This window comes from Methanosarcina mangrovi (assembly GCF_052057765.1).
Lineage (GTDB): Archaea > Halobacteriota > Methanosarcinia > Methanosarcinales > Methanosarcinaceae > Methanosarcina.
The window spans coordinates 4,406,758-4,425,859 of the sequence record NZ_CP195120.1 but is presented as its reverse complement, the minus strand read 5'-3'; the positions used below and the strand labels follow the sequence as shown (position 1 = coordinate 4,425,859).

The following is a 19,102-nucleotide window of genomic DNA, read 5'->3' as shown; positions in this document are numbered from 1 at the left end:
CCTTCTTACTGCGAGATGTTAAACGTGGATCAGGACTGTCTCCGGACAGTTTTCCTGTTTTTCAGCGTTCAGAGACCAGTTTCCGGGCATACTCTACGAGCCCTCCCTCATCCACGATCTCGCGAACGAAATCCGGGAGGGGGGTTGCCTGATAGGTCTCTCCTTTTGTTATGTTTTGAATGACCCCTGTTGAAAGGTCCACTTCAAGTTCGTCTCCGTCGTCGATCCTGTCCGTGTCCGGGCATTCAAGGACCGGGACCCCGATGTTGATCGCGTTTCTGAAAAAGATCCTTGCGAAAGACTTTGCGATCACACAGGATACCTTTGACCCTTTAAGGGCAAGAGGGGCGTGTTCGCGCGAGGATCCGCAGCCGAAATTGCTTCCTGCGACCACAATGTCATTTTCGTGAACTTTTTTTGCAAAATCAGGGCGTACGCCTTCAAAAGTATACTTAGCAAGCTCACCCGGGGTATTGAAAATAAGGTACCTTCCGGGAATTACTGCATCCGTATCCACGTCATCTCCGAATTTCCAGGCTCTTCCTTTCATGAAATCACCAGTAATTTGCTGTAATTAAATGCTGTTGTATTGTTGATATAATGCTCACAGCCTGTAACTCAGCTAAACTCACAGGGTTGAAGTATCACAGGTAATATTTAAATTATTTTCCTACAGGGGATTTTTTTGCAAAAATACCTTCTGTTTATTAATTTCTAAAACTCACTAAATATTATAAGCAAAAATTGAGAGACAAGATAAACTAAATCGTAGATTTTTTGTCAATTTAAAAATAGTATAATTTTATATTAAAATAGTATATTTTAAATTAAAATAGTATGTTTTATATTAAAATAGTATATTTTAAATTAAAAATAGTATTTTTGGTGGTTAGCAGTTACGACAACGTAAAGAGTGGGTACAAGCTCGTAATACAAATCGAGATGGATGGGTGAAGCGATCATTTTACTTCAACAACTTCCTTAATTTAGTATAAATTCCGGAATCGAACGATTAATTCTTACGCTTTTGTATCATCAAAATTGGAGAAAATATGGAATGAGAAAAAATCTGAGAAATTCTGGCATTGATATTGTTGGGAACGTGCCTTTTGGAACGCACTTCTGCCAGTTCTATCAGACAAAAGAAGATTTGATGGACACGCTTATTCCCTATTTTAAAGCAGGACTGGAAAGTAACGAATTTTGCATGTGGGTTACATCGCAACCTCTAGAAGTAGAAAAGGCAAAAGAAGCACTTAGAAAATCTGTTCCTGATCTTGATATTTATCTGGAGAAAGGGCAAATCGAAATTATTCCCTATACATGCTGGTATTTAAGAGAAGGTGTTTTCGATTCGGGAAGGGTCTTAAACAGCTACGTTGAAAAACTTGATCAGGCCCTGGCAAATGGATACGATGGTTTGAGGTTGAGTGAAAACACTTTTTGGGTGGGAAACAAGGATTGGAATAATTTTGTCAACCATGAGAAAGAAATAGACAGAATCATCAGCAACTATCATATGATAGCTCTCTCCACTTACCCCCTTGACAGGTGCAGCGCAACTGAGATTGTTGAAGTAGTCTCCAGCCATCAATTTTCTTTGATCAAAAAGGAAGGAAAATGGGAAAGGGAAGATAATTTTGGGAGGAAGAAAGCTGAAGAAGCAGCTGTTCGAGCTGCAGGGGATTGGGAACAAACTTTTGATTCCATACCAGACCTGATAGCTATACTTGATACCGAATATCAAATTGTTCGTGCAAACAGAGCTATGGCGGTAAAATTAGGAGTGACGCCAGAAGAGTGCATTGGACAGACTTGCTATCGGATTATTCATGGGAAGAGCAAACCTCCCACTTCCTGCCCTCACCGGCAGTTGCTTAAGGACGGGGTTGAACATACCGCAGAGGTTTGCGAGGATTGTCTTGGTGGTTATTTCATAGTGAGCGTCTCGCCACTATATGATTCTAAAGGAAAACTCACCGGGAGTATTCATGTAGCCCGTGACATCAATGAACGCAAACAAGAAGAGCATCGAATACACAGATATAACCGTGTCCTTGGGGAAATTAACAGAATCTTCAGCAATGTGGTGCAGGCAAAAACAGAAAAAGAATTGGGAAATGCATGTCTGTCTGTAGCCCTGGAAATGACCGGCAGCCAGATTGGTTTCATTGGTGAACTAGGCACCGACGGGATATTGCACGATATTGCAACCAGCGAATCGGGATGGGATCAGTGCCTTATGTACGACAAGACAGGACATCGCTACCGCCCGGGCGATCTTGTTGTACATGGCTTGTACGGCAGTGTCGTCAACAGTGGAAAAAGCTTTTTTACCAACGATCCTCCCTCACATTTCGATAGTATCGGCGTGCCGAAAGGTCATCCACCGCTTGTGTCATTTCTCGGCGTGCCCCTTGTCCAGGACGGGAAAACGATAGGCGTGCTTGCAGTCGCAAACCGTGAAGGAGGTTACAGCTGCGAGCAGCAGGAAGATCTGGAAGCTATTGCACCTGCGGTGACGCAGGCTCTGCAGAGAAAAAAGGCGGAACAGGAGCGAAAGCGGGCTGAAGAAGCGTTGATCAGGAGAGAAAATGAGTTTAGAACATTGGCTGAAAATTCCCCTGACATGATTGCCCGCTTTGATAGACAAAATCGCCATATATATGTTAATCCGGCAGCTGCGGAGGTTTACGGTCTTTCTCAAGAAGAAATTATCGGGAAAACTCATAGTGAACTGGGAAGAAACCCAAAGCATGTAAAGTTCTGGGAAAAACATAATGAGAAAGTTTTTGACACAGGAAACCCCGAAACAATGGAATTCCATTATACGTCGTCTCAAGGAAAAGAATACCACTTTAATACACGAATAGTACCCGAGTTCATTAATGGCAAAGTGACTTCCGTTCTTGCTATTTCCCGTGACATAACCGATATTAAGGAAGCAGAAGCTAAGTTGAAAGAAACACTCGATAATTTAGAAAACCTGATTAAAGAACGGACAACACAGCTCGAGAAAGCTTATAATTTGTTGAAGGAAAACGAAAAAGGTCTTGCTGAAGCTCAAAGAATGGCACACCTGGGAAATTGGGACTGGAATCTTGTGACTGGCGAAATACACTGTTCCGATGAATTATATCGTATTTTTGGACTTAATCCTCAAGAATTCAGCGCAACCTACAGTGAAGCTTTAAGTTACATACATCAGGATGATCGAAACTCTGTAAACAGTGCCGTTAAAAAAGCCTTAGATGGAAAGCCCTGTAGCATTGATTTTAGAATAATTTTAGCTGACGAAACAGAGCGTATAGTCCATACACAAGGTGAAGTTGTTTGTGATGAGAAAAATGCCCCTGTTCGAATAAAGGGAATAGTTCAGGATATTACGGAACGTAAAAGAGCAGAAGAGAAAATTCAGATACTTGCAAATGCTGTAGAGTCATCGGACGATGCAATTATAACCAAGTCTCTCGATGGTATTATTACTAGTTGGAATAAGGGCGCAGAGAAGGTTTATGGTTATTCGGCTGAAGAAGTTCTGGGTAAGCCTATTTCTATTCTGGAGCCACCCCTTTTTGGCGGAGAAATGAAAAAATTAACTGAGATGGTTATACAGGGAGAAAGGGTCTACCATCATGAGACTGTGCGGTTAAGAAAGGACGGTACGAGAATATCTGTTTCAATGACCCTTTCCCCGGTTTTTGACATTCATGGAAACTTGACTGCTATCTCGGCTATTACCAGAGATATAACCGAAAGCAAAAGAGCAGAAGATAAACTTCGGGAAAGTGAGGAAAAATACCGCAACATCGTAGAGACAGCCAACGAAGGTGTACTAATAATTGATGATAAGGCCGTGATCACCTACGCTAATAAAAAAATGACTGATATGTCCGGATATAGTCTGGGAGAAGGTATTGGAAGACCCATATGGGACTTCATCAGTGAAGGAAGTAAGGCTATCGCCAAAATGAATCTGGAAAAGAGGCGGCAGGGTGCCAATGGAAGCTATGAATTGAAATTAATAAGTGGGGATGGCTCACCCTTATGGGTACTTATAAACGCTAAATCCCTTTTTGATAAGGATGGCAAGTTTGCAGGCTCTCTGAGCATGCTTACTGACGTCACCAAGCGAAAAGAAGCTGAAGAGACTCTTGCAAATCTCGAGATTGCCCGCAAAAAGGAAATCCACCACAGAATTAAGAATAACCTGCAGGTAATTTCTTCCCTGCTGGATCTGCAGGCTGAAAAGTTCAATAACAGAGAGGATATTAAGGATTCAGAAGTTCTGGAAGCCTTCAGGGAAAGTCAGGACAGAGTAATATCTATGGCTCTTATCCATGAGGAACTGTACAAAGGTGGAGAGTTCGATACACTTGACTTTTCGTCTTACATTGAGGAACTCACTGAGACTCTTTTCCTGACATACAGGCTTGGAAATACCGACATCAGCTTAAACATGGATCTGGAAGAAAACATTTTCTTTGATATGGATACTGCAGTCCCGTTAGGGATAATCATTAGTGAACTTGTTTCCAATTCCTTCAAGTATGCATTTCAAGGGAGAAATAGAGGAGAAATCCGAATCAAACTCCATAGAGCAGAAAAAGGAAAGTGTATAGACAGTGGAGAAAAAAGCAAAAATGAAGATTGTAAGAGTAACAATTTTACTCTAACCGTTTCAGATAATGGCGTGGGCATTCCTGAAAACTTTGATATTGAAGACCTTGATACTCTTGGGTTTCAGTTAATAACTTCCCTTATAGATCAGTTAGATGGGACACTTGAACTGAAAAGGAACAATGGGACAGAGTTTACTGTAAGGTTCAAAGTAAGAGATATAAATGAATAAGCATCGGCGACAGACCAATAAAATTAGCTTAATATACCTCATTTATATTTGATTCAGATAAGATTTGTAAGAAACCCATTTTTTTGATCCGGTTTATCCTGAATAATGTGAAAAAGTTATTTTGATCGTTGAACTGTCATTTCTTCCTTTTTTCTCTCTTCAGGGTTCAAGAGCGCTAGGCTCTCCTCCCCCGTGCCAGCTCCTTCTCGGACGGACGCGCACAATATGGACAGATTCGGAGTGATCGTCCACTATCAATGCAGCTCCCTTTTCGCTCCCCATTTTCTTAAGGTATGTCCTGAGGCTTTCCTGCATATAAAGGGGCCTGGAGCTTTCAAGGGCAAGGATATCGTCACTTGAGGTGAGGCGGTGGCAGATCAGCAGGTCACTCTGCGAGACAACATCAGGGTGAAGGCTTGCAGGCCGCTGGGTTGCCAGTACCATGGAGATCCCGGGCTGCCTGCCCTGCCTGAGGCAGCGATTGATGAGTACCTCCGAAGCCAGGCTTTCTTTCCCCGCAGGCACGAAGATATGAGCCTCATCGATGAAAAGCCAGGCCATAGGGAACTCTTCTCCTTCCGGCTTTTCTCCCATCTGCTTTTTTTCGTAGACTCTTCTTGCCTCAAGCCTCTCTGCATAAAGCCTGCCCGCAAGAATCGATACTGCCGCAGCACAAACGTTTTCGTTTTCAAGGGGGCTCACATCAAGGACTGTTGTCCTACCTCCTGATATCAGTTCTGATAGCTGTGTCCCTTCCTTTGAGAACAGCCCCCAGGCTTTCACAGCCCTGAAATAGTTTTCCGCAGCCCCTTTAGTTATCGGGTCCGAACGTGTGTCCCGGAAGATCTCGCTGATAATGTCTTCAAAAGAATATGGGTCGCCTTTTTCCCGGAGGGATTCAATAGTCCTTACGAGCAGAATTCCAAGAGGAGAAACCTCTTCAATCCTGAGAACCCTGCACCACTGGCTTCCGGATAGGTCCCGGATCGAAATCGAAAAGGGCTTTACCTCTATATTTCGTTTCTTATAGGCTTCCACCTTTCCTGCTGGCACGAAAACCTCGATTTCGAGGCCCTTGGGGGCAAGGTCCCAGCTTTTCAGTCTTCCTGCTTCGGAAGCATTCGGGTAGCTCATTGTCCAGAAAATTCCCATTGTATCAATGATAAGGAAGGCAAGTTTGCTCTTGATGGCAGGAGGGAGAAAGGCAAGTTCTTCCAGCATACACCCCATCGTATAGGACTTTCCGTATCCTCTTTTTCCGCAGATCAAAACAGCATGGGGTTTAAGGGCATCCAGATAAACGGCAGCTCCCCTCGAATGGTCAAGTGCCATATAGTTTCCAAGAAACAGGAGTCCTTTTCCATTATTTTCTTCGTTCCCAAGCACTCGCAGTGTCCCACTGAATTTTCCCCCGAAAGCGGGTCTGCACTCTTTATTCTTTTCTTCAGGCATCCTGATAATATCGGATCGAACACTATTTAAAATAATTTACTTATTTTTAAATTAAATAAAAGTATTGAAACCGAGTAATCTGAATCTGAGTTTTAATTTCATCCGGGTTTCAACCAGGAAAGAAACTATTTTATCTTAACAAGAGCCTGAATTAAATTGTGGTAGGCAGTGCATTCAAAGGACTAACTCTCATATCAATCTATAAAAGTAGGGTTATCCGGGCCTCAGGGATATAGATCCCAGGGCTGTTATTGACTTGCAATGTCAGTAGGCATATCTATCCGCGAAAGAGGTAGAATTCGATGAATATACTGGTAGTTCTTGGGCATCCAAATAAAGGCAGTTTTAATCATGCAATTGCAAATACGGTTGTAGAAACCCTGTTAAATAACGGACATGAAGTATTTTTCCATGATCTGCATGAAGAAAACTTTGATCCGATAATTACAAGTCAGGAAATTCCCAAAGGTGCCTCTTTAGAAAGAGTAATAGAAGAACATTGTAATGAAATTAGTAAGGCAGAAGGAATTGTTATAGTTCATCCCAACTGGTGGGGGCAGCCACCTGCAGTTTTAAAAGGATGGGTAGATCGGGTACTGCGTCCGGGAGTAGCATACGAATTTAAGGAAGGAGACAATGGAGAAGGAATACCGGTAGGACTATTAAAAGCAGAAACAGTTTTAATTTTCAATACATCAAATACCCCGACAGAAAGAGAACTGCAAGTATTTGGTGATCCGCTTGAAATACTCTGGAAAAACTGTATTTTCGATTTTTGTGGAGTAAAAAACTTTTACAGAAGAATGTTTGGAGTTATAGTTACCAGCAAGCTTGAAGAACGGCAAGCCTGGTTAACAGAAGTGGGAAAAATAGTAAACACATATTTCCCTGCATGAATCTTCATATAAAATGTTTAACACGCCAACATAATTCTTTTAATATCTTATTTTTCAGGAAATGCTCAGGTCTTAAAGAAAAATCCTATGCATGTTTTGTCTGAATAGAAATATTTATCTGTCAGAAAAATAACAATAAGTCTTACAGGCTTTATACTTGAGTCTGCGCCAGTATCAAACTGGTAATTTTGTCAGAATCTTTAAGTCGGCTCCAAGAATATGCGGGAGAAAGCTTGCAGTCTGACAGATTTTACTTAAGGGGAGTCATAGATTCATAGATTCATAGATTCATAGATTCATAGATTCATAGTTCATAGATTCATAGATTCATAGATTCATAGATTCATAGATTCATAGATTCATAGATTCATAGATTCATAGATTCATAGTTCATAGATTCATAGTTCATAGATTCATAGATTCATAGTTCATAGATTCATAGTTCATAGATTCATAGTTCATAGATTCATAGTTCATAGATTCATAGTTCATAGATTCATAGTTCATAACATAAAACGCTACATCCGGTCCCGGGCAAAGGCTCTGAAAACGGGTTTACTGCCTTGAGACGAATCAGTCTGACGTCTATGCCAGTCTGATGTCTATGTAATAGTCGTATGTTTGTTATAATCTGGTGGTGGGTAGTGTGGATTCTCTTCAGAAAGCTACGCTAATAGACTTGCTTTTGAGGTCGGATAAACGAAGAAAAATTCTGCTTTTTCTCAGGGAAGGATCAAAAAATATTGAAGAAATCACAGGGTTTCTGTGCTCTTCCTGTATCGCAGTTCTACCTCAGATTAAAAGACTCACAGAAAAGGGGCTGGTTGAGCAGGAAGATAAAAATTACAAACTTTCCACGGTTGGATTGATAATCACTGAAAAGATGGCTTCTCTTACGGGAACTTTCGAGGTCTTCGAAAACAACCTTGATTACTGGGGGCAAAAAGACCTGACCGGGATTCCTTCCTTTTTGCGTTTGAAACTCGGAAAGTTAGCCCGGTCCAGGGTGATAGAGCCCCCGCTTAACAGGATGTTTGAGCCACCGGAAGAATTCGTAGATTCTCTCAAAAAATCTGCCGAAATCATGTATTTTTCTTCGTTTCTCCAGCCATCTTTTTCAGGTTTTGACCCGGATTTTTTGAAGAGAAAAACAGATTCTACTTTCGTTTTCACAAAAAACTTTTTCGAAAGAATTCTCAGTCTTCCCTCCGGGGAAACCATTGATTTAATGCTGGCGGACAATTCAAACCTCTTTCTATACGGAGGGACTTCGTCCGTAGTCTCACTTACCGTAACCGAGAGGTTCATGGCCTTAATGCTTCCCAATAAAAAAGGGATACTTGACCGAAACTTCCTGATAAGTTTCGACAGTGAGGCAATAGAATGGGGGAAAGAACTTTTCACGTACTATAGGGATCTTTCTAGAAAAGTCTCAGGAGATGAAGTTAATTCCCTGATCTCAGAAAGAATCCCGGTATGTAAGAAATCCTGATCCACAGAAACCTTCCGATAGTGAAAAGAATGTTTTTACAGACCAGGACTATTGGGAAAGAAAGATAAATTTGGGGAAAACGGAAAAAATCAGGGCTTGAAAGCCTATTTCAAGCCTGAAAGTAGGACAAAAAATATGAGTTTTGAAAGCTTCTGAAGATTTCAATGTTTCCAGAATACTTCAGTAGCTCCAGAATATTTCGGTAGCTTCAGGATATTATTTTGTCCAGCTGGTTTGTCCTGGCTGCTTCTTTGATTTCCTGAGCTATTCTCCGTCCGGTCGAGAGGTCTTCCTGAATCAGGTCCGCATAGGGAGAGCCTGAAATATAAAGATTTGTCCCTGCCACGATCCGGGCGGAAATCTCAAAAACCTTGATTTCAAGGGAGTCCGTGAAAACAGTTTCAAGGCAGAAGGCTCCTATCATCCCGCCAAAAAGCCCGAGGGACTCTTCAACCACTCTTTCTCCAAGAGAGAAGATCAGGGGCAGGAGGGATTCTCTTGCGACAAGAGGGACGTTTCCTGTAACTACATATGTCGGGCGGATCCCGGCTTCTATGAGTTCTCTGGGAGAGCCGAGTCTGAAGATTTCGTCGGCATTGGATTCTACCCTGCGGTCCATGCTGAGAAGCTCAAGGCTTCCTTCACTTAAGGTATATCCTTCGTTCCGGATAGGGGAGTAGAAGTAATGCAGGTAATAGCGAGTTCCTGTAATGAACTCCTGGATGGTGTACTTCTGAGTGCGATCAACGAGTTCGTCGAATTCTTCGTAGGTTTTTGCAACGAAGAAGCCTTTTCCTCCTTTTGCCCCGTCATACTTAACCATCACAGGCCCGTTAATATCATGAGGATCATCTATTTTCCCGGGCATGTGAATGCCTGCTCCAAGCAACCATTCCCGTTCTTTGTCCCTGTCCGATTCCCACTCCAGTACAGCCCGGTTCCCGAAGGTAGGCACGGTCATCTCTGCAAAGTTCTCAGTGCCGAGGTAAGCAACAAATGAACCGTGAGGGATAATAATTACATTTTTCTTTCTGAGTTCCTCAGCCTTATTCATGATGTCGGAATAACTGTTGACAATGAGGTACTCATCGGGTTTCGCTTTGGGAAATGCCTCGTAGAATTTGGGTGGTTTGCCAACGCAGATCCCCAGAGTTCTGAAACCTTCTTTTCGAGCTCCATCAAAAATTTGAAGGCTTGAGTGAGAACAGACTGTTGCAATAGTAATATTTTCTAAATCGTAATTTTTCAGAAATTCAAGAACCTGCTGTTTTGTGATCATGATTGCTACCAGCGGAAAATTTAGATTAGAATACACAATGTTATATTTAAGGTTAAGGGCAGGCTTCTATATATAAATATAGTAGCCGATCTATAATAAACCTCAAAAATAAAACTTTATATTAAGATCGGTGTAAAGTACAGTACAGAGCATAACTTCATAAATACTGATAAGAAGGTTTTTAACTCAGGAAATACGCATGAACGGGCTTGAAGATAGAGACGGTTTATCCGAAACCGGCGGGACTCCTCTGGGGCCTGGACCCGGGGAGCAGGATAATAAGGTGCTTGTTCTCCCTGTAAACGGGGACTCAAGAAAAATTACCCAGATACTCTCCAACGAAACCTCATTGAAGATCCTTGAACTTCTCGGGAAGAAAAGCATGTCTGCAACCAATATTGCAGAAGAGTTGAATCTGCCCCTTACCACAGTCAAATATAACCTGGACTCTCTGGTCGAATCCGACCTGATTAAGGTCAAACAGATAAAATGGAGCCAGAAGGGGCGGCAGGTCAAGATCTACGAATCAGTCGAAAAACTGATTGTCCTTGTCCCTTCCAGAAGCACAATGGATAAACTCTCCATTATAAACCTGCTGCAGAAATATATCGGAGTAATAGGAGCAGCCGTCTTTGCAGCAGCAGGGATAGAGTACCTCTCAGCTTATCTGCGGGCAAAAAAGATTATCGATGCCACGGCTCCTTTGAGGATGGGGATAACTGGACCGGCAAATGAGACTTATCCGGAAGCAACAATTATGGAGACCGTTGAAACCGAAAACTTGAGCCCGGAAGCAGATAGTTATAATTCGGATTTTGACAAGGTAGTGCCGGAAGAGGAGGTAATGGAAGAGGAAGTAATGGTAGAGGAGGCAATGGATGAGACTCCCGAAACCTTTGCCGGGCAGCAGGTAGCAGACGGCGGAGGTGCGGAAAATCTGTCTTCGGGAGCGGACACTTTCCAGGGAGAAGAGGCTGGGGAAGTCCCTGCCACGGAGACTCTGGACTCAACCTCCGAACTGCCTTTGGTTCCTTCCGAAGGGTTCTCACACTTCGGAGGGCTCCATGGGCTTTATGATACCCTTTCTCTTCATCCGGGAGTCTGGTTCCTTTTCGGGTGCATCTTTGTAATATTTTTGATAATTGTAAGAGAAGTCTATTATAAGAAAAAAACCAAGTAATCAGGGATTGTATGAGAGTCGCTTTAAAACTTGCATACATAGGCACCGAGTTTCATGGGTCCCAGATTCAGCCGAATGTTGAGACCGTGGAGAAAGAACTCTTCAAGGCTCTTCGGAACCTCAGGATTATAGAAAGCCCCAAATCTGCGAGCTATACCTGTGCGGGCAGGACTGATGCAGGAGTTCACGCCCTCGGACAGGTTGTCGCTTTTGATACGGAAAAACCGAACCTGGCAATTCCCAGGGTTGTCAACTCCGAACTTCCTCCGGCCATATGGGCATGGGCTCATGCGGAAGTCCCCTACTACTTCGATGCCAGGAGAAGTGCGGTTTCCAGGCACTACCGCTACGTAATGAGCGGCAAAGATTACGACATTTCAAAGATGAGGGAAGCTTCAAAACTGTTGCTCGGAACCCATGATTTTGAAAATTTTTCCAGGTCAAACGGGGAAAAAAGTACCGTTCGTACTCTGGAAAGGATCAACGTCCGTGTAGACGGGGAACTGACAAAAATTGATGTAGTTGGCAACAGTTTTCTCTGGAACATGGTAAGAAAAATAGTGACCGCCCTCTCAATGATCGGAAATGGGGTGCGTGATAATGACTGGTTGCTCCAGATGCTGAATCCTGAGATTTATGAAGAAGGAATCGAACCGGCTCCTTCCTACGGACTAACCCTTATGGGAGTAAATTATGGAGAAAATATAGAATGGATTGAAGACGATTACTCGATCAGGCGGGCAGGTGAGCAGAACCGCAAACGCATTCTCAGGCACAGGGTAATGGCTGAGGTGCTGGAAGAGCTGATTTTCAATGAGTGAGAAATACCTTTAAAGGTGAAAAATCACCTTCCTATCTTACTCCCCCTTTTTAAACCCCTTTTACTTTACTTTATCCTTTTTCCTTCTCCAAGTTTCTACCTTTACCGTCTTTTCCTTCCTCAAGTTTCCATCTTTATTGTTCTTTCCTTTTTGCTGTTTTTTCCTTTTTGCTGTTTTTTCCTTTTTACTGTTCTTTCCTTTTTACTGTTCTTTACTCTTTCAGTTCTATGCGAAATTTTAATCCATATCCTTCTGGAAAATAGTTATTATCCGTGTGAGGCTCCTGTGTACTCTCTGCACATAAATCTCAAGAACCTTAAGTCCTGCCTTCTCCCCGTACTCAAATGCGGCCTTGTCCGAGACAACAACCGCGATGCCCCCGGGTTTCAGGACCCGGTGGATCTCTTCCAGGGCGCCGGAATATAGCTCTTCTAAGGATCCGGCAAGGATTGCTGCCGACCTTCCGTAAGGGGGGTCGGTGACAACGGCATCGATTGTAGAATCCTTTAGCGGGACCCTGCAGGCATCCCCTTCCATCAGGAGGTAGTCCAGTTCATAGGCTTCAAGGTTCATGTGAGCCCCGAGGACAAGTTTTTCCTGGGCATCGATTCCTATAACCCTTGCCCCCACAAGCCCGGCTTCTACAAGTATCCCGGCCGTGCCGCAGAAGGGGTCCAGAAAAAGCTCTTCAGGTTTTATCCCGGAAAGGTTCGTAAGGGTGCGGGCGATCCTTGGCATCAGGACACCAGGATGGAAAAATGGCTTGTTCTGGGGATTTCTGGCTTCATATGCACTCCGGTCAACCGAGGACAGAAGAGTCCCAAGTACAGCCTTTTCACTCAGGATGAGCCGGAATTCCACATCAGGGTTCCTCAGGTTTGCCCTGAACCCCGTCCTGTAGATGCAGCCTCCAATTTTCTGTTCCAGGTACTCGCACGGAAAGTCAACGTGATGTTTGATCCGTTTTGCCCTGACAACAAAACTCTCTCCTTCTTTTATGTATCCTTCAGGTTCAAAGGCTTCCGCAAGCTTCAGGACTGCATCAGGGTTGTTTTCGGTAATTCCCACAACTTTCAGGATATGGTGAGTCATTGCCAGCCTTTCGGTTATAGGGCCAGCAAGGGTTTTTTCAACATCCTCTACTCTGCCTGTGATATCCATTACAAGGCACTGGTCGACTCTTGCACGGGGCCGGAAATCAAGCCCCTCAATTTTGAGACAGGCAAGGACTTCGGCAGCTGGCAGTTCTTCGTGTTCTCCGGAGAGTTCAAAAGCGTATAGCATTGATGATCGGAAATAAGTTGATTAATATAGTTCAAAATGATCTTCGGGCAGTTCAAAATAACTCGATTTCGGGTCCTGTGCAGAATATTGAGGTCTAAATAAGGTCCAAATCGAAGTCAAAAACGGGTTACAGGTAAGAGAAAAACTGTCTTAAACGGAAGCAGCCTGTAAGAGCTCGATATATGATAATATGATATATCCGTTTGTAAGAGCTCGGTTTATGACAGGTTCGGATGTAAGAGTTCACATTTAAGATGTTTCCGAAGAGAGCTGCCTGTGAAGCAGGTATCTTTTCAAAACATCTTTTCCAGGGCTTCCCTGCCAGTCATTCCTATCTCAATTCCAAGTTCTCCGGCAAACTTCGTTAGCTCGACAACAGGGGCTTTGAGCATATCTTCGAAACTTTGCACACCTTTCACTTTTGCTGCCGTATCCCCGAGGGTCTCTGCGGCACTGACATTGAGATAGCCGCACATCAGAAAACCTTTCTCTGCCCTTATTACCAGCAGAGGATACTTCTGCATTTCAAATCGGAGGCCAAGTGCGCATCCGTTTTCAAGTGGGATCTGTTCTATGAGCATGTTTTTCTGAATAAGCTTCAAACCAGATTAACTTTTGGGCTCAGGTCAGGCTCGGTTAATTTCTTTAAGGATATTGTTGAAAAACCCTGTTCTCTGGCTGGCTTCAGCCTTTTCCCCGGACGCTTGGGTTGCGTTTTCTTCACTCCCGTTTTCCGCACTTTTGTCTTTATTCATTTCCATGCTCTGCAGTTCAGCTTTAAAAGTTTCATTTTCCGAAAGCCATATGGTAATGTTTTTTTCAGAACCGAAATTCCCTTTCAGTAAGGTCCGGTTATTTTTAAACTCGAGGCTTTTGTTGTCAAACCCTTCCGTTAATTCTACATCAAGGCCCTGCGGAAGAGTAATTGTAACGCTTGAGTTCGGAGTGCCCATCAGCCATATATCTGTTCCGGGGCCTGCCTCTTCTTTGAAACTGTAGGTTACACTGGCGCTGTTTGTAATTGCCGATTTTTTTTCAGTTCTTCCGAGGGCGTCTTTCGAGATCCGGAATTCAACGTTCTTTAATTCAACAGGATCAGAAGTCGAGTTGAGCTTTACATCAGGTTCTTCTTCTATGGATTCCTCCATTTTGCCGCTTAAAAGAACTTCCATTTTCAGGATTTCCCAGGCATTCACAAAACCGTCACTGTCGCCTGTTTCGACATCGATGAGATTCCTGAAAAAAACAGCTTCGTTATCCGTAATTTTTTCGTCGTAATTCCACGTCATCCCATCTCTTTCCACTGTGATATTGTTACCAGGAATAAAGGCAGCAGAGCAGGGTTCTGCAAGAAAGGTCGGAATGAGGAAAGTTGCCAGTAAAAGACTGGCTGAGAGGAGGGGACACAGTTTCAAGGCTGTCAACTCTTTTTTTATTCTTTCTTCATCTGATTCGTTTTTCTGTTTTTTCCGGGCTTATTTTGTTGTAACTTCACACCCGTCCCTGGTTATTATCACAGTATGTTCTGCCTGGGACACAAGCCCCCCGGCACTTTCAACAAGTACGGGATAGGAGTGGAGAATTCCGGCTTTCTCAAGCTGGATCAATGAAAACTCAAGTTTGTCCGATTCGAGCCAGCGCTTTGCAAAGGGGAGTTCCCTGTACTCTTCTACCTGTTTCAGGACATTTCTGACTGCTGGCAGACGGACAGGCTTTTTCTTTATCAGGCTGTAGATCTCTGCCCAGCTTCCGTCATGTACAAGGCCTGTTCCGTTAGTTGCAAAGGGCTCGATTGCAAGCACATCTCCTTCCTTCAGGATAACTCCGCCTTCTACGTGTTTGTTGGGCACCGGAGGGTTATCATGGGCCTCATAGCGGGAAAGCCCGTGACCTGTGAGGTTCGTAATGGGATTTAAGCCGTAGCTGCGGATCCTCTCTTCTATTGCAGCCCCGACCTTTCCTGTACTGATCCCTGGCTTCATGATATCAATAGCTGCTGCAAGGGCTTCTTCGGAGGCTTTTACGATATCGGAATTGCCTGAAAGATCCACAGTTACTGCCGAATCTGCTATGTACCCGTCGATATGGACTCCGAGATCCAGTTTCACCATATCGTTTCCGAAGACACCCTGATCCCCTGCTTTAGGAGTCGCGTGGGCAGCTTCCTGGTTTCTTGAGATATTGCAGGGAAAGGCAGGCCTGCCCCCGAGTTCTATGGTTTTCTTTTCTACAAATTCAGCAACCTCAAGCAGGCTGTTTCCGACTCTTATCATGTCTGCGGCTTCAGTCCTGACAATCTTCAGGATCCTGCCCGCTTCTCTGTACTTTTCAATGATATCTTCTTTGTTGTACACATTATCTGTCATGTTAACCCCACCTTGATAATTCGAGTTAATTCTTCCTGACTGTACCTATTTGTAAGCTTTATTAAGTTATATTTTGCCAGCAACCACAGTTATGGATTTCTATTCCTGAATTCAGGGCATATTATCTTTTTTAATCCTTTCCTGGAACTTGTAATGCATTTTCAGGTTTTTAAAGTTAAATTCTGATTACAATCTGTTACTTAATTATAAAAAAGATTTTAATACAAATTTCTTTTCCAGTCCTGTAAGGTTCTCATACCCTGTTTTGGTAACCAGTACCATATCCTCAAGCCGGATGCCCCCGATTTCCGGATAATACAGCCCGGGCTCGATGGTTATCACGTTACCTGCCTCCAGAATAACCCCGTTTTCTCCTACGCCGGGAAGTTCATGAATATCAAGTCCTACTCCATGGCCTGTAGAATGAGTAAATCCGGCTTTTGACCCGCTTCTGTAGGTGTGATAGCCCCGTGCTTCAAAAAGGTCACAAACAGCACTGTGTATTTCAGATGACTGGACTCCTGGCTTGACCATTTCCAGCGCTTTTTGCTGGGCTGCAAGTACAGTTTCATACATTGCTTTTAGTTTTTCCGAAGCCTCGCCTTTGAGTACGGTCCGCGTCATGTCCGCAAAATAGCGCTTCTTTTTGCTCTTCGGGAATATGTCCAGGATGATCGGAACATTTGCCCTGAGAGTCCCTTCCGTAGTTCCGTGAGGGTTTGAAGTATCTTCCCCGCAGGAAACAATTGTTTCTTCGGCTTCACACCCGAAATCCAGCAGAGTATGGTCAATGACCGAATTTACTTTAGCCCCGGTAAGGATCTGCCCTTCAAAATAGAGAATACCGTCCCTTTCCTCTGCGCCTGCTATCAGGGCAATTGCTGCCTCCATAGCCTTTTCTCCTGCCATCTGGGCATGTTTTATGGCTTCAAGCTCTTCCGGTCCCTTCAAGCTCCTCATTTTCCTGAAAGGGCTTTTTACAGGCACTATGGTAAAACCTGCTTCTGTAAGATAGTTTGAATAAAAAACCGGAAAATCGTAGGCAACTGCAATTTTCTTTACTTTTTCTTCAAGGAGCAGCTCGGATATGCAGGCTGCATAGGCAATAGATACATCCTTTTTCTCCTTGATTTTTTCGCGGTAGCCAAAGTCCTGAGTTGTTTTTATATTCGAAACCCTCGACTCGATTTCAGCTCTTCCCCGTTCCATTTCCGAAATAAAAAGAACTTCTTTCCCGCTTTCTGTTTGCAGGTAAACGAACTCGTCCGATGCCAGGAAGCGAGTTGCATAGTAAATATCGGCACTGTGAATATTCCCTGTCATCAGGTAAGCATCTGTCCCTGCTTCCTCAAGGGCCTTTTTTATGCTGAAGTCTGGCTCTGTCATGCAAGTTAATTCTGATGTTTGTAGATAAAGTTGTTATCGTCGGCTTGCAGGCAGGCCTGTGTATGGATCCTGATCCGGTGGAATTTTACTTTTTCATCTCCCTTTTCATCTTTCCTTTTCTTTTTTCTTCTTTTCTATCTCCTTCATCTCTTTCCCAAGAATTAAAAGTTCCTCCAGCATCGTGAAATAGCGGTCAAGGGAAGCTGTCATCTCGTCCGAAAACCTGAGAATGCATATATATTTTCGTCTCCCCCGCTCTTTTACCCATATCCTATCTCCAGGGGCTTCATCTTTCAGGTCGGCGAAAATTTCTGCCGCGCAGCCCATGATCATCCGGATGCTTGATGTCAGTCCCCTCTTCATTCTATCTTTTTTAAACTCCAGGTAGTCGCGGGAGACGTCTGCCTGGAGCAGCTGGTTCCTGTGGACCCAGTACTCATCCCGGTTGAGGTTCTCTTCAACAATATGCGGGATCCTGGAATTCATTTCCTTCAGGCGTTCCGATTCAGTCTGTTTCTTTTTGTCGGTTTCTTCAGTCCCGGCATAAGTTTCGTTTTCCAGAGGAGGTGCGTTTATTCCCAGTTCCCTTTGAATCCATTCCAGGGAGAAACTTTTGGCGGTCCCGATAAAAATGAGAGTTTCCTCTTCCATTTTTTCTCTGGTACTCTCCATCTTCTTGCAGAGCTCTCTAACTCTATCGGCTCCTGTTTCGGAACAATCCGGAGTATGGGACTCAATCCGTATTTTGTAACCTCCTGCTTCAGTCTTATTCCTTTATGCTTTTCTCTTTAACATGTTTTTTATGGGAAAAGTTTCCGGAGTTTCGAGATTATGGTTCTGATCTGAAATGTTGGGGTTAAAAGGGCAGAGAAATAAGGACGGCAGGGAAGGAGGGTAATGGGAAGAGAATGGGAATAAATGGTAGAGTAGAGAAGTAACGAGTAGAAGCAAGGTACTCAGGGTCAGAAATTTCAGGATCGGGGTTGATTTAAATATGAATGAATAAAACCGACAAAAAACCCTTATTATATAAATACAGGCTCATGATGCAAGTGTATAATAAACTTTATAAAGTTGTCAAATTGAAAAAAAAGAAGCGCCCGGACCGGGATTCGAACCCGAGTCGGAGCCTCGACAGGGCTCCATGATAGGCCTCTACACTATCCGGACACTTCGGTCTTTTTAGCTGCTGTTTTGCCCGCGTTGCGAGCAAACCTTAAATGTCTTTCCGATATATAAATGTTCCCGTTAACTGATTTCGATTCTGGTGGAAGTTTCAGGTCCCGCCTCCCAGACTCGAACCGGGGACATCGCGGTGCCTGCGCAGAGATGTACGGGAGGTTACCCGCACGAGCCGAACTACAGCCGCGCACTCTACCACTGAGTTAAGGCGGGACAATGGTACTGATCCAGTGCTGCACGGGGCTACACTGCTTCAGTGCACCATCTCCATATATGGTGATTGTATTTATGTTTTTCGCTGGATGCAGGGGGTAATCGCTGACATTTATGACATTTTCCATATTTATCAAAAATACTTTTGTATATTACAGGGAACATAAAGCATAATTACAGTAAGAAAACGGACAGATCTCACAAATAGAAAGGGTAAGGAATATGGTCGCCCAAATTTTTACGAACGCAAATTGTTTCGATACGGTCAGCGTCAACCTTGGAGATACCTTTGTGATAAAACTCAGGGATGAGCCTGGAGAGCATCTGTACAGTAAGGAAGAGCCTGTTGCCGAGACTGTATGGAAGCTGGAGGCTGAAGAGGGTCTCAAATTGCTCCGGGAACAATTCACTCCGGATATTCCGGACACAAAGACTATTCCAGGAGTTCATGAATGGGAATACGAGGCTGTAAAACCAGGTACCTGGGATATTGAAGGCACTTACACCATTTTCCGTTTTGGAGGCGAGAGGAAGTTCAAACTAACTGTTAATGTTGTCTGAAAACTTTCTGAGTTCAAATTTGTCTAAAAACTTTTTGAATCCAAATATTTTTTTTCTTTTTCCGAGGCTTCTTAATGGATTAAAAATTTGCCTCACATAGCTAAAATATCAGTATGGTCACCGGAACTGCCTATACTA

Annotated in this window: 15 protein-coding genes and 2 tRNA genes; 6 read left to right on the top strand and 11 right to left on the bottom strand. The window is 43.6% G+C overall.

Features of this window, described 5'->3' with window-relative positions; all coding sequences use genetic code 11:
• Positions 1–61: 61 nt before the first annotated feature.
• Complete coding sequence (locus ACSAZL_RS19530) at positions 62–550, bottom strand: 3-isopropylmalate dehydratase small subunit (protein WP_440946234.1); 489 nt, start codon at positions 548–550, stop codon at positions 62–64.
• 507 nt (positions 551–1,057) lie between these two features.
• On the opposite strand from ACSAZL_RS19530, the gene ACSAZL_RS19525 reads away from it, so the two are divergent.
• The gene (locus ACSAZL_RS19525) at positions 1,058–4,852 is read left to right on the top strand and encodes a PAS domain S-box protein (protein ID WP_440946233.1); all 3,795 of its coding nucleotides are present in this window, start codon (positions 1,058–1,060) and stop codon (positions 4,850–4,852) included.
• Positions 4,853–5,011: 159 nt separating this feature from the next.
• Here the strand turns inward: ACSAZL_RS19525 and ACSAZL_RS19520 are convergent, their stop codons facing one another.
• The gene (locus tag ACSAZL_RS19520; protein ID WP_440946232.1) at positions 5,012–6,304 is read right to left on the bottom strand and encodes an ATP-binding protein; all 1,293 of its coding nucleotides are present in this window, start codon (positions 6,302–6,304) and stop codon (positions 5,012–5,014) included.
• Between the two features lie 302 nt (positions 6,305–6,606).
• Between ACSAZL_RS19520 and ACSAZL_RS19515 the strand changes: the two genes are divergently transcribed.
• Positions 6,607–7,200, top strand: a complete 594-nt coding sequence (locus ACSAZL_RS19515) for an NAD(P)H-dependent oxidoreductase (protein ID WP_440946231.1) — start codon at positions 6,607–6,609, stop codon at positions 7,198–7,200.
• 646 nt (positions 7,201–7,846) lie between these two features.
• On the top strand, positions 7,847–8,692 hold the full coding sequence (locus ACSAZL_RS19510; protein WP_440946230.1) for a helix-turn-helix transcriptional regulator: 846 nt from the start codon (positions 7,847–7,849) through the stop codon (positions 8,690–8,692).
• 208 nt (positions 8,693–8,900) lie between these two features.
• On the opposite strand, the gene ACSAZL_RS19505 is transcribed toward ACSAZL_RS19510, so the two are convergent.
• Positions 8,901–9,971 carry a formate--phosphoribosylaminoimidazolecarboxamide ligase gene (locus tag ACSAZL_RS19505; RefSeq protein WP_440946229.1) on the bottom strand — a complete coding sequence of 357 codons (1,071 nt, stop codon included), beginning with the start codon at positions 9,969–9,971 and terminating at the stop codon, positions 8,901–8,903.
• Positions 9,972–10,170: 199 nt separating this feature from the next.
• On the opposite strand from ACSAZL_RS19505, the gene ACSAZL_RS19500 reads away from it, so the two are divergent.
• A complete protein-coding gene (locus tag ACSAZL_RS19500; RefSeq protein ID WP_440946228.1) occupies positions 10,171–11,151 on the top strand; it encodes an ArsR/SmtB family transcription factor in 981 nt (326 codons plus the stop codon).
• Between the two features lie 11 nt (positions 11,152–11,162).
• Positions 11,163–11,972 (top strand): tRNA pseudouridine(38-40) synthase TruA, encoded by an 810-nt coding sequence (gene truA, locus ACSAZL_RS19495; RefSeq protein ID WP_440946227.1) that lies wholly within the window; start codon positions 11,163–11,165, stop codon positions 11,970–11,972.
• Between the two features lie 237 nt (positions 11,973–12,209).
• Here the strand turns inward: truA and ACSAZL_RS19490 are convergent, their stop codons facing one another.
• The 8 genes from ACSAZL_RS19490 to ACSAZL_RS19455 all read right to left on the bottom strand — a co-directional run bounded on the left by ACSAZL_RS19490 (position 12,210) and on the right by ACSAZL_RS19455 (position 18,403).
• A complete protein-coding gene (locus ACSAZL_RS19490; RefSeq protein WP_440946226.1) occupies positions 12,210–13,256 on the bottom strand; it encodes a methyltransferase domain-containing protein in 1,047 nt (348 codons plus the stop codon).
• A gap of 293 nt (positions 13,257–13,549) precedes the next feature.
• Positions 13,550–13,837 (bottom strand): YunC family protein, encoded by a 288-nt coding sequence (locus ACSAZL_RS19485; protein ID WP_440946225.1) that lies wholly within the window; start codon positions 13,835–13,837, stop codon positions 13,550–13,552.
• 45 nt (positions 13,838–13,882) lie between these two features.
• Complete coding sequence (locus ACSAZL_RS19480; protein WP_440946224.1) at positions 13,883–14,680, bottom strand: hypothetical protein; 798 nt, start codon at positions 14,678–14,680, stop codon at positions 13,883–13,885.
• 51 nt (positions 14,681–14,731) lie between these two features.
• Positions 14,732–15,622: a type II methionyl aminopeptidase gene (gene map, locus ACSAZL_RS19475; RefSeq protein ID WP_440946223.1), complete on the bottom strand. Its 891-nt coding sequence runs from the start codon at positions 15,620–15,622 to the stop codon at positions 14,732–14,734.
• Between the two features lie 204 nt (positions 15,623–15,826).
• Positions 15,827–17,008, bottom strand: coding sequence for a M24 family metallopeptidase (locus ACSAZL_RS19470; RefSeq protein ID WP_440946222.1), 1,182 nt, complete (start codon positions 17,006–17,008; stop codon positions 15,827–15,829).
• Between the two features lie 105 nt (positions 17,009–17,113).
• Positions 17,114–17,659, bottom strand: a complete 546-nt coding sequence (locus ACSAZL_RS19465) for a hypothetical protein (RefSeq protein WP_440946221.1) — start codon at positions 17,657–17,659, stop codon at positions 17,114–17,116.
• A 446-nt stretch (positions 17,660–18,105) separates the two neighbouring features.
• Positions 18,106–18,178: transfer RNA gene (locus tag ACSAZL_RS19460), tRNA-Asp, on the bottom strand.
• A gap of 111 nt (positions 18,179–18,289) precedes the next feature.
• Positions 18,290–18,403 (bottom strand) — tRNA-Tyr (locus ACSAZL_RS19455).
• A gap of 222 nt (positions 18,404–18,625) precedes the next feature.
• Here ACSAZL_RS19455 and ACSAZL_RS19450 point away from each other — a divergent pair.
• Positions 18,626–18,964 carry a protease inhibitor I42 family protein gene (locus tag ACSAZL_RS19450; RefSeq protein WP_440946220.1) on the top strand — a complete coding sequence of 113 codons (339 nt, stop codon included), beginning with the start codon at positions 18,626–18,628 and terminating at the stop codon, positions 18,962–18,964.
• Positions 18,965–19,102: the final 138 nt, after the last annotated feature.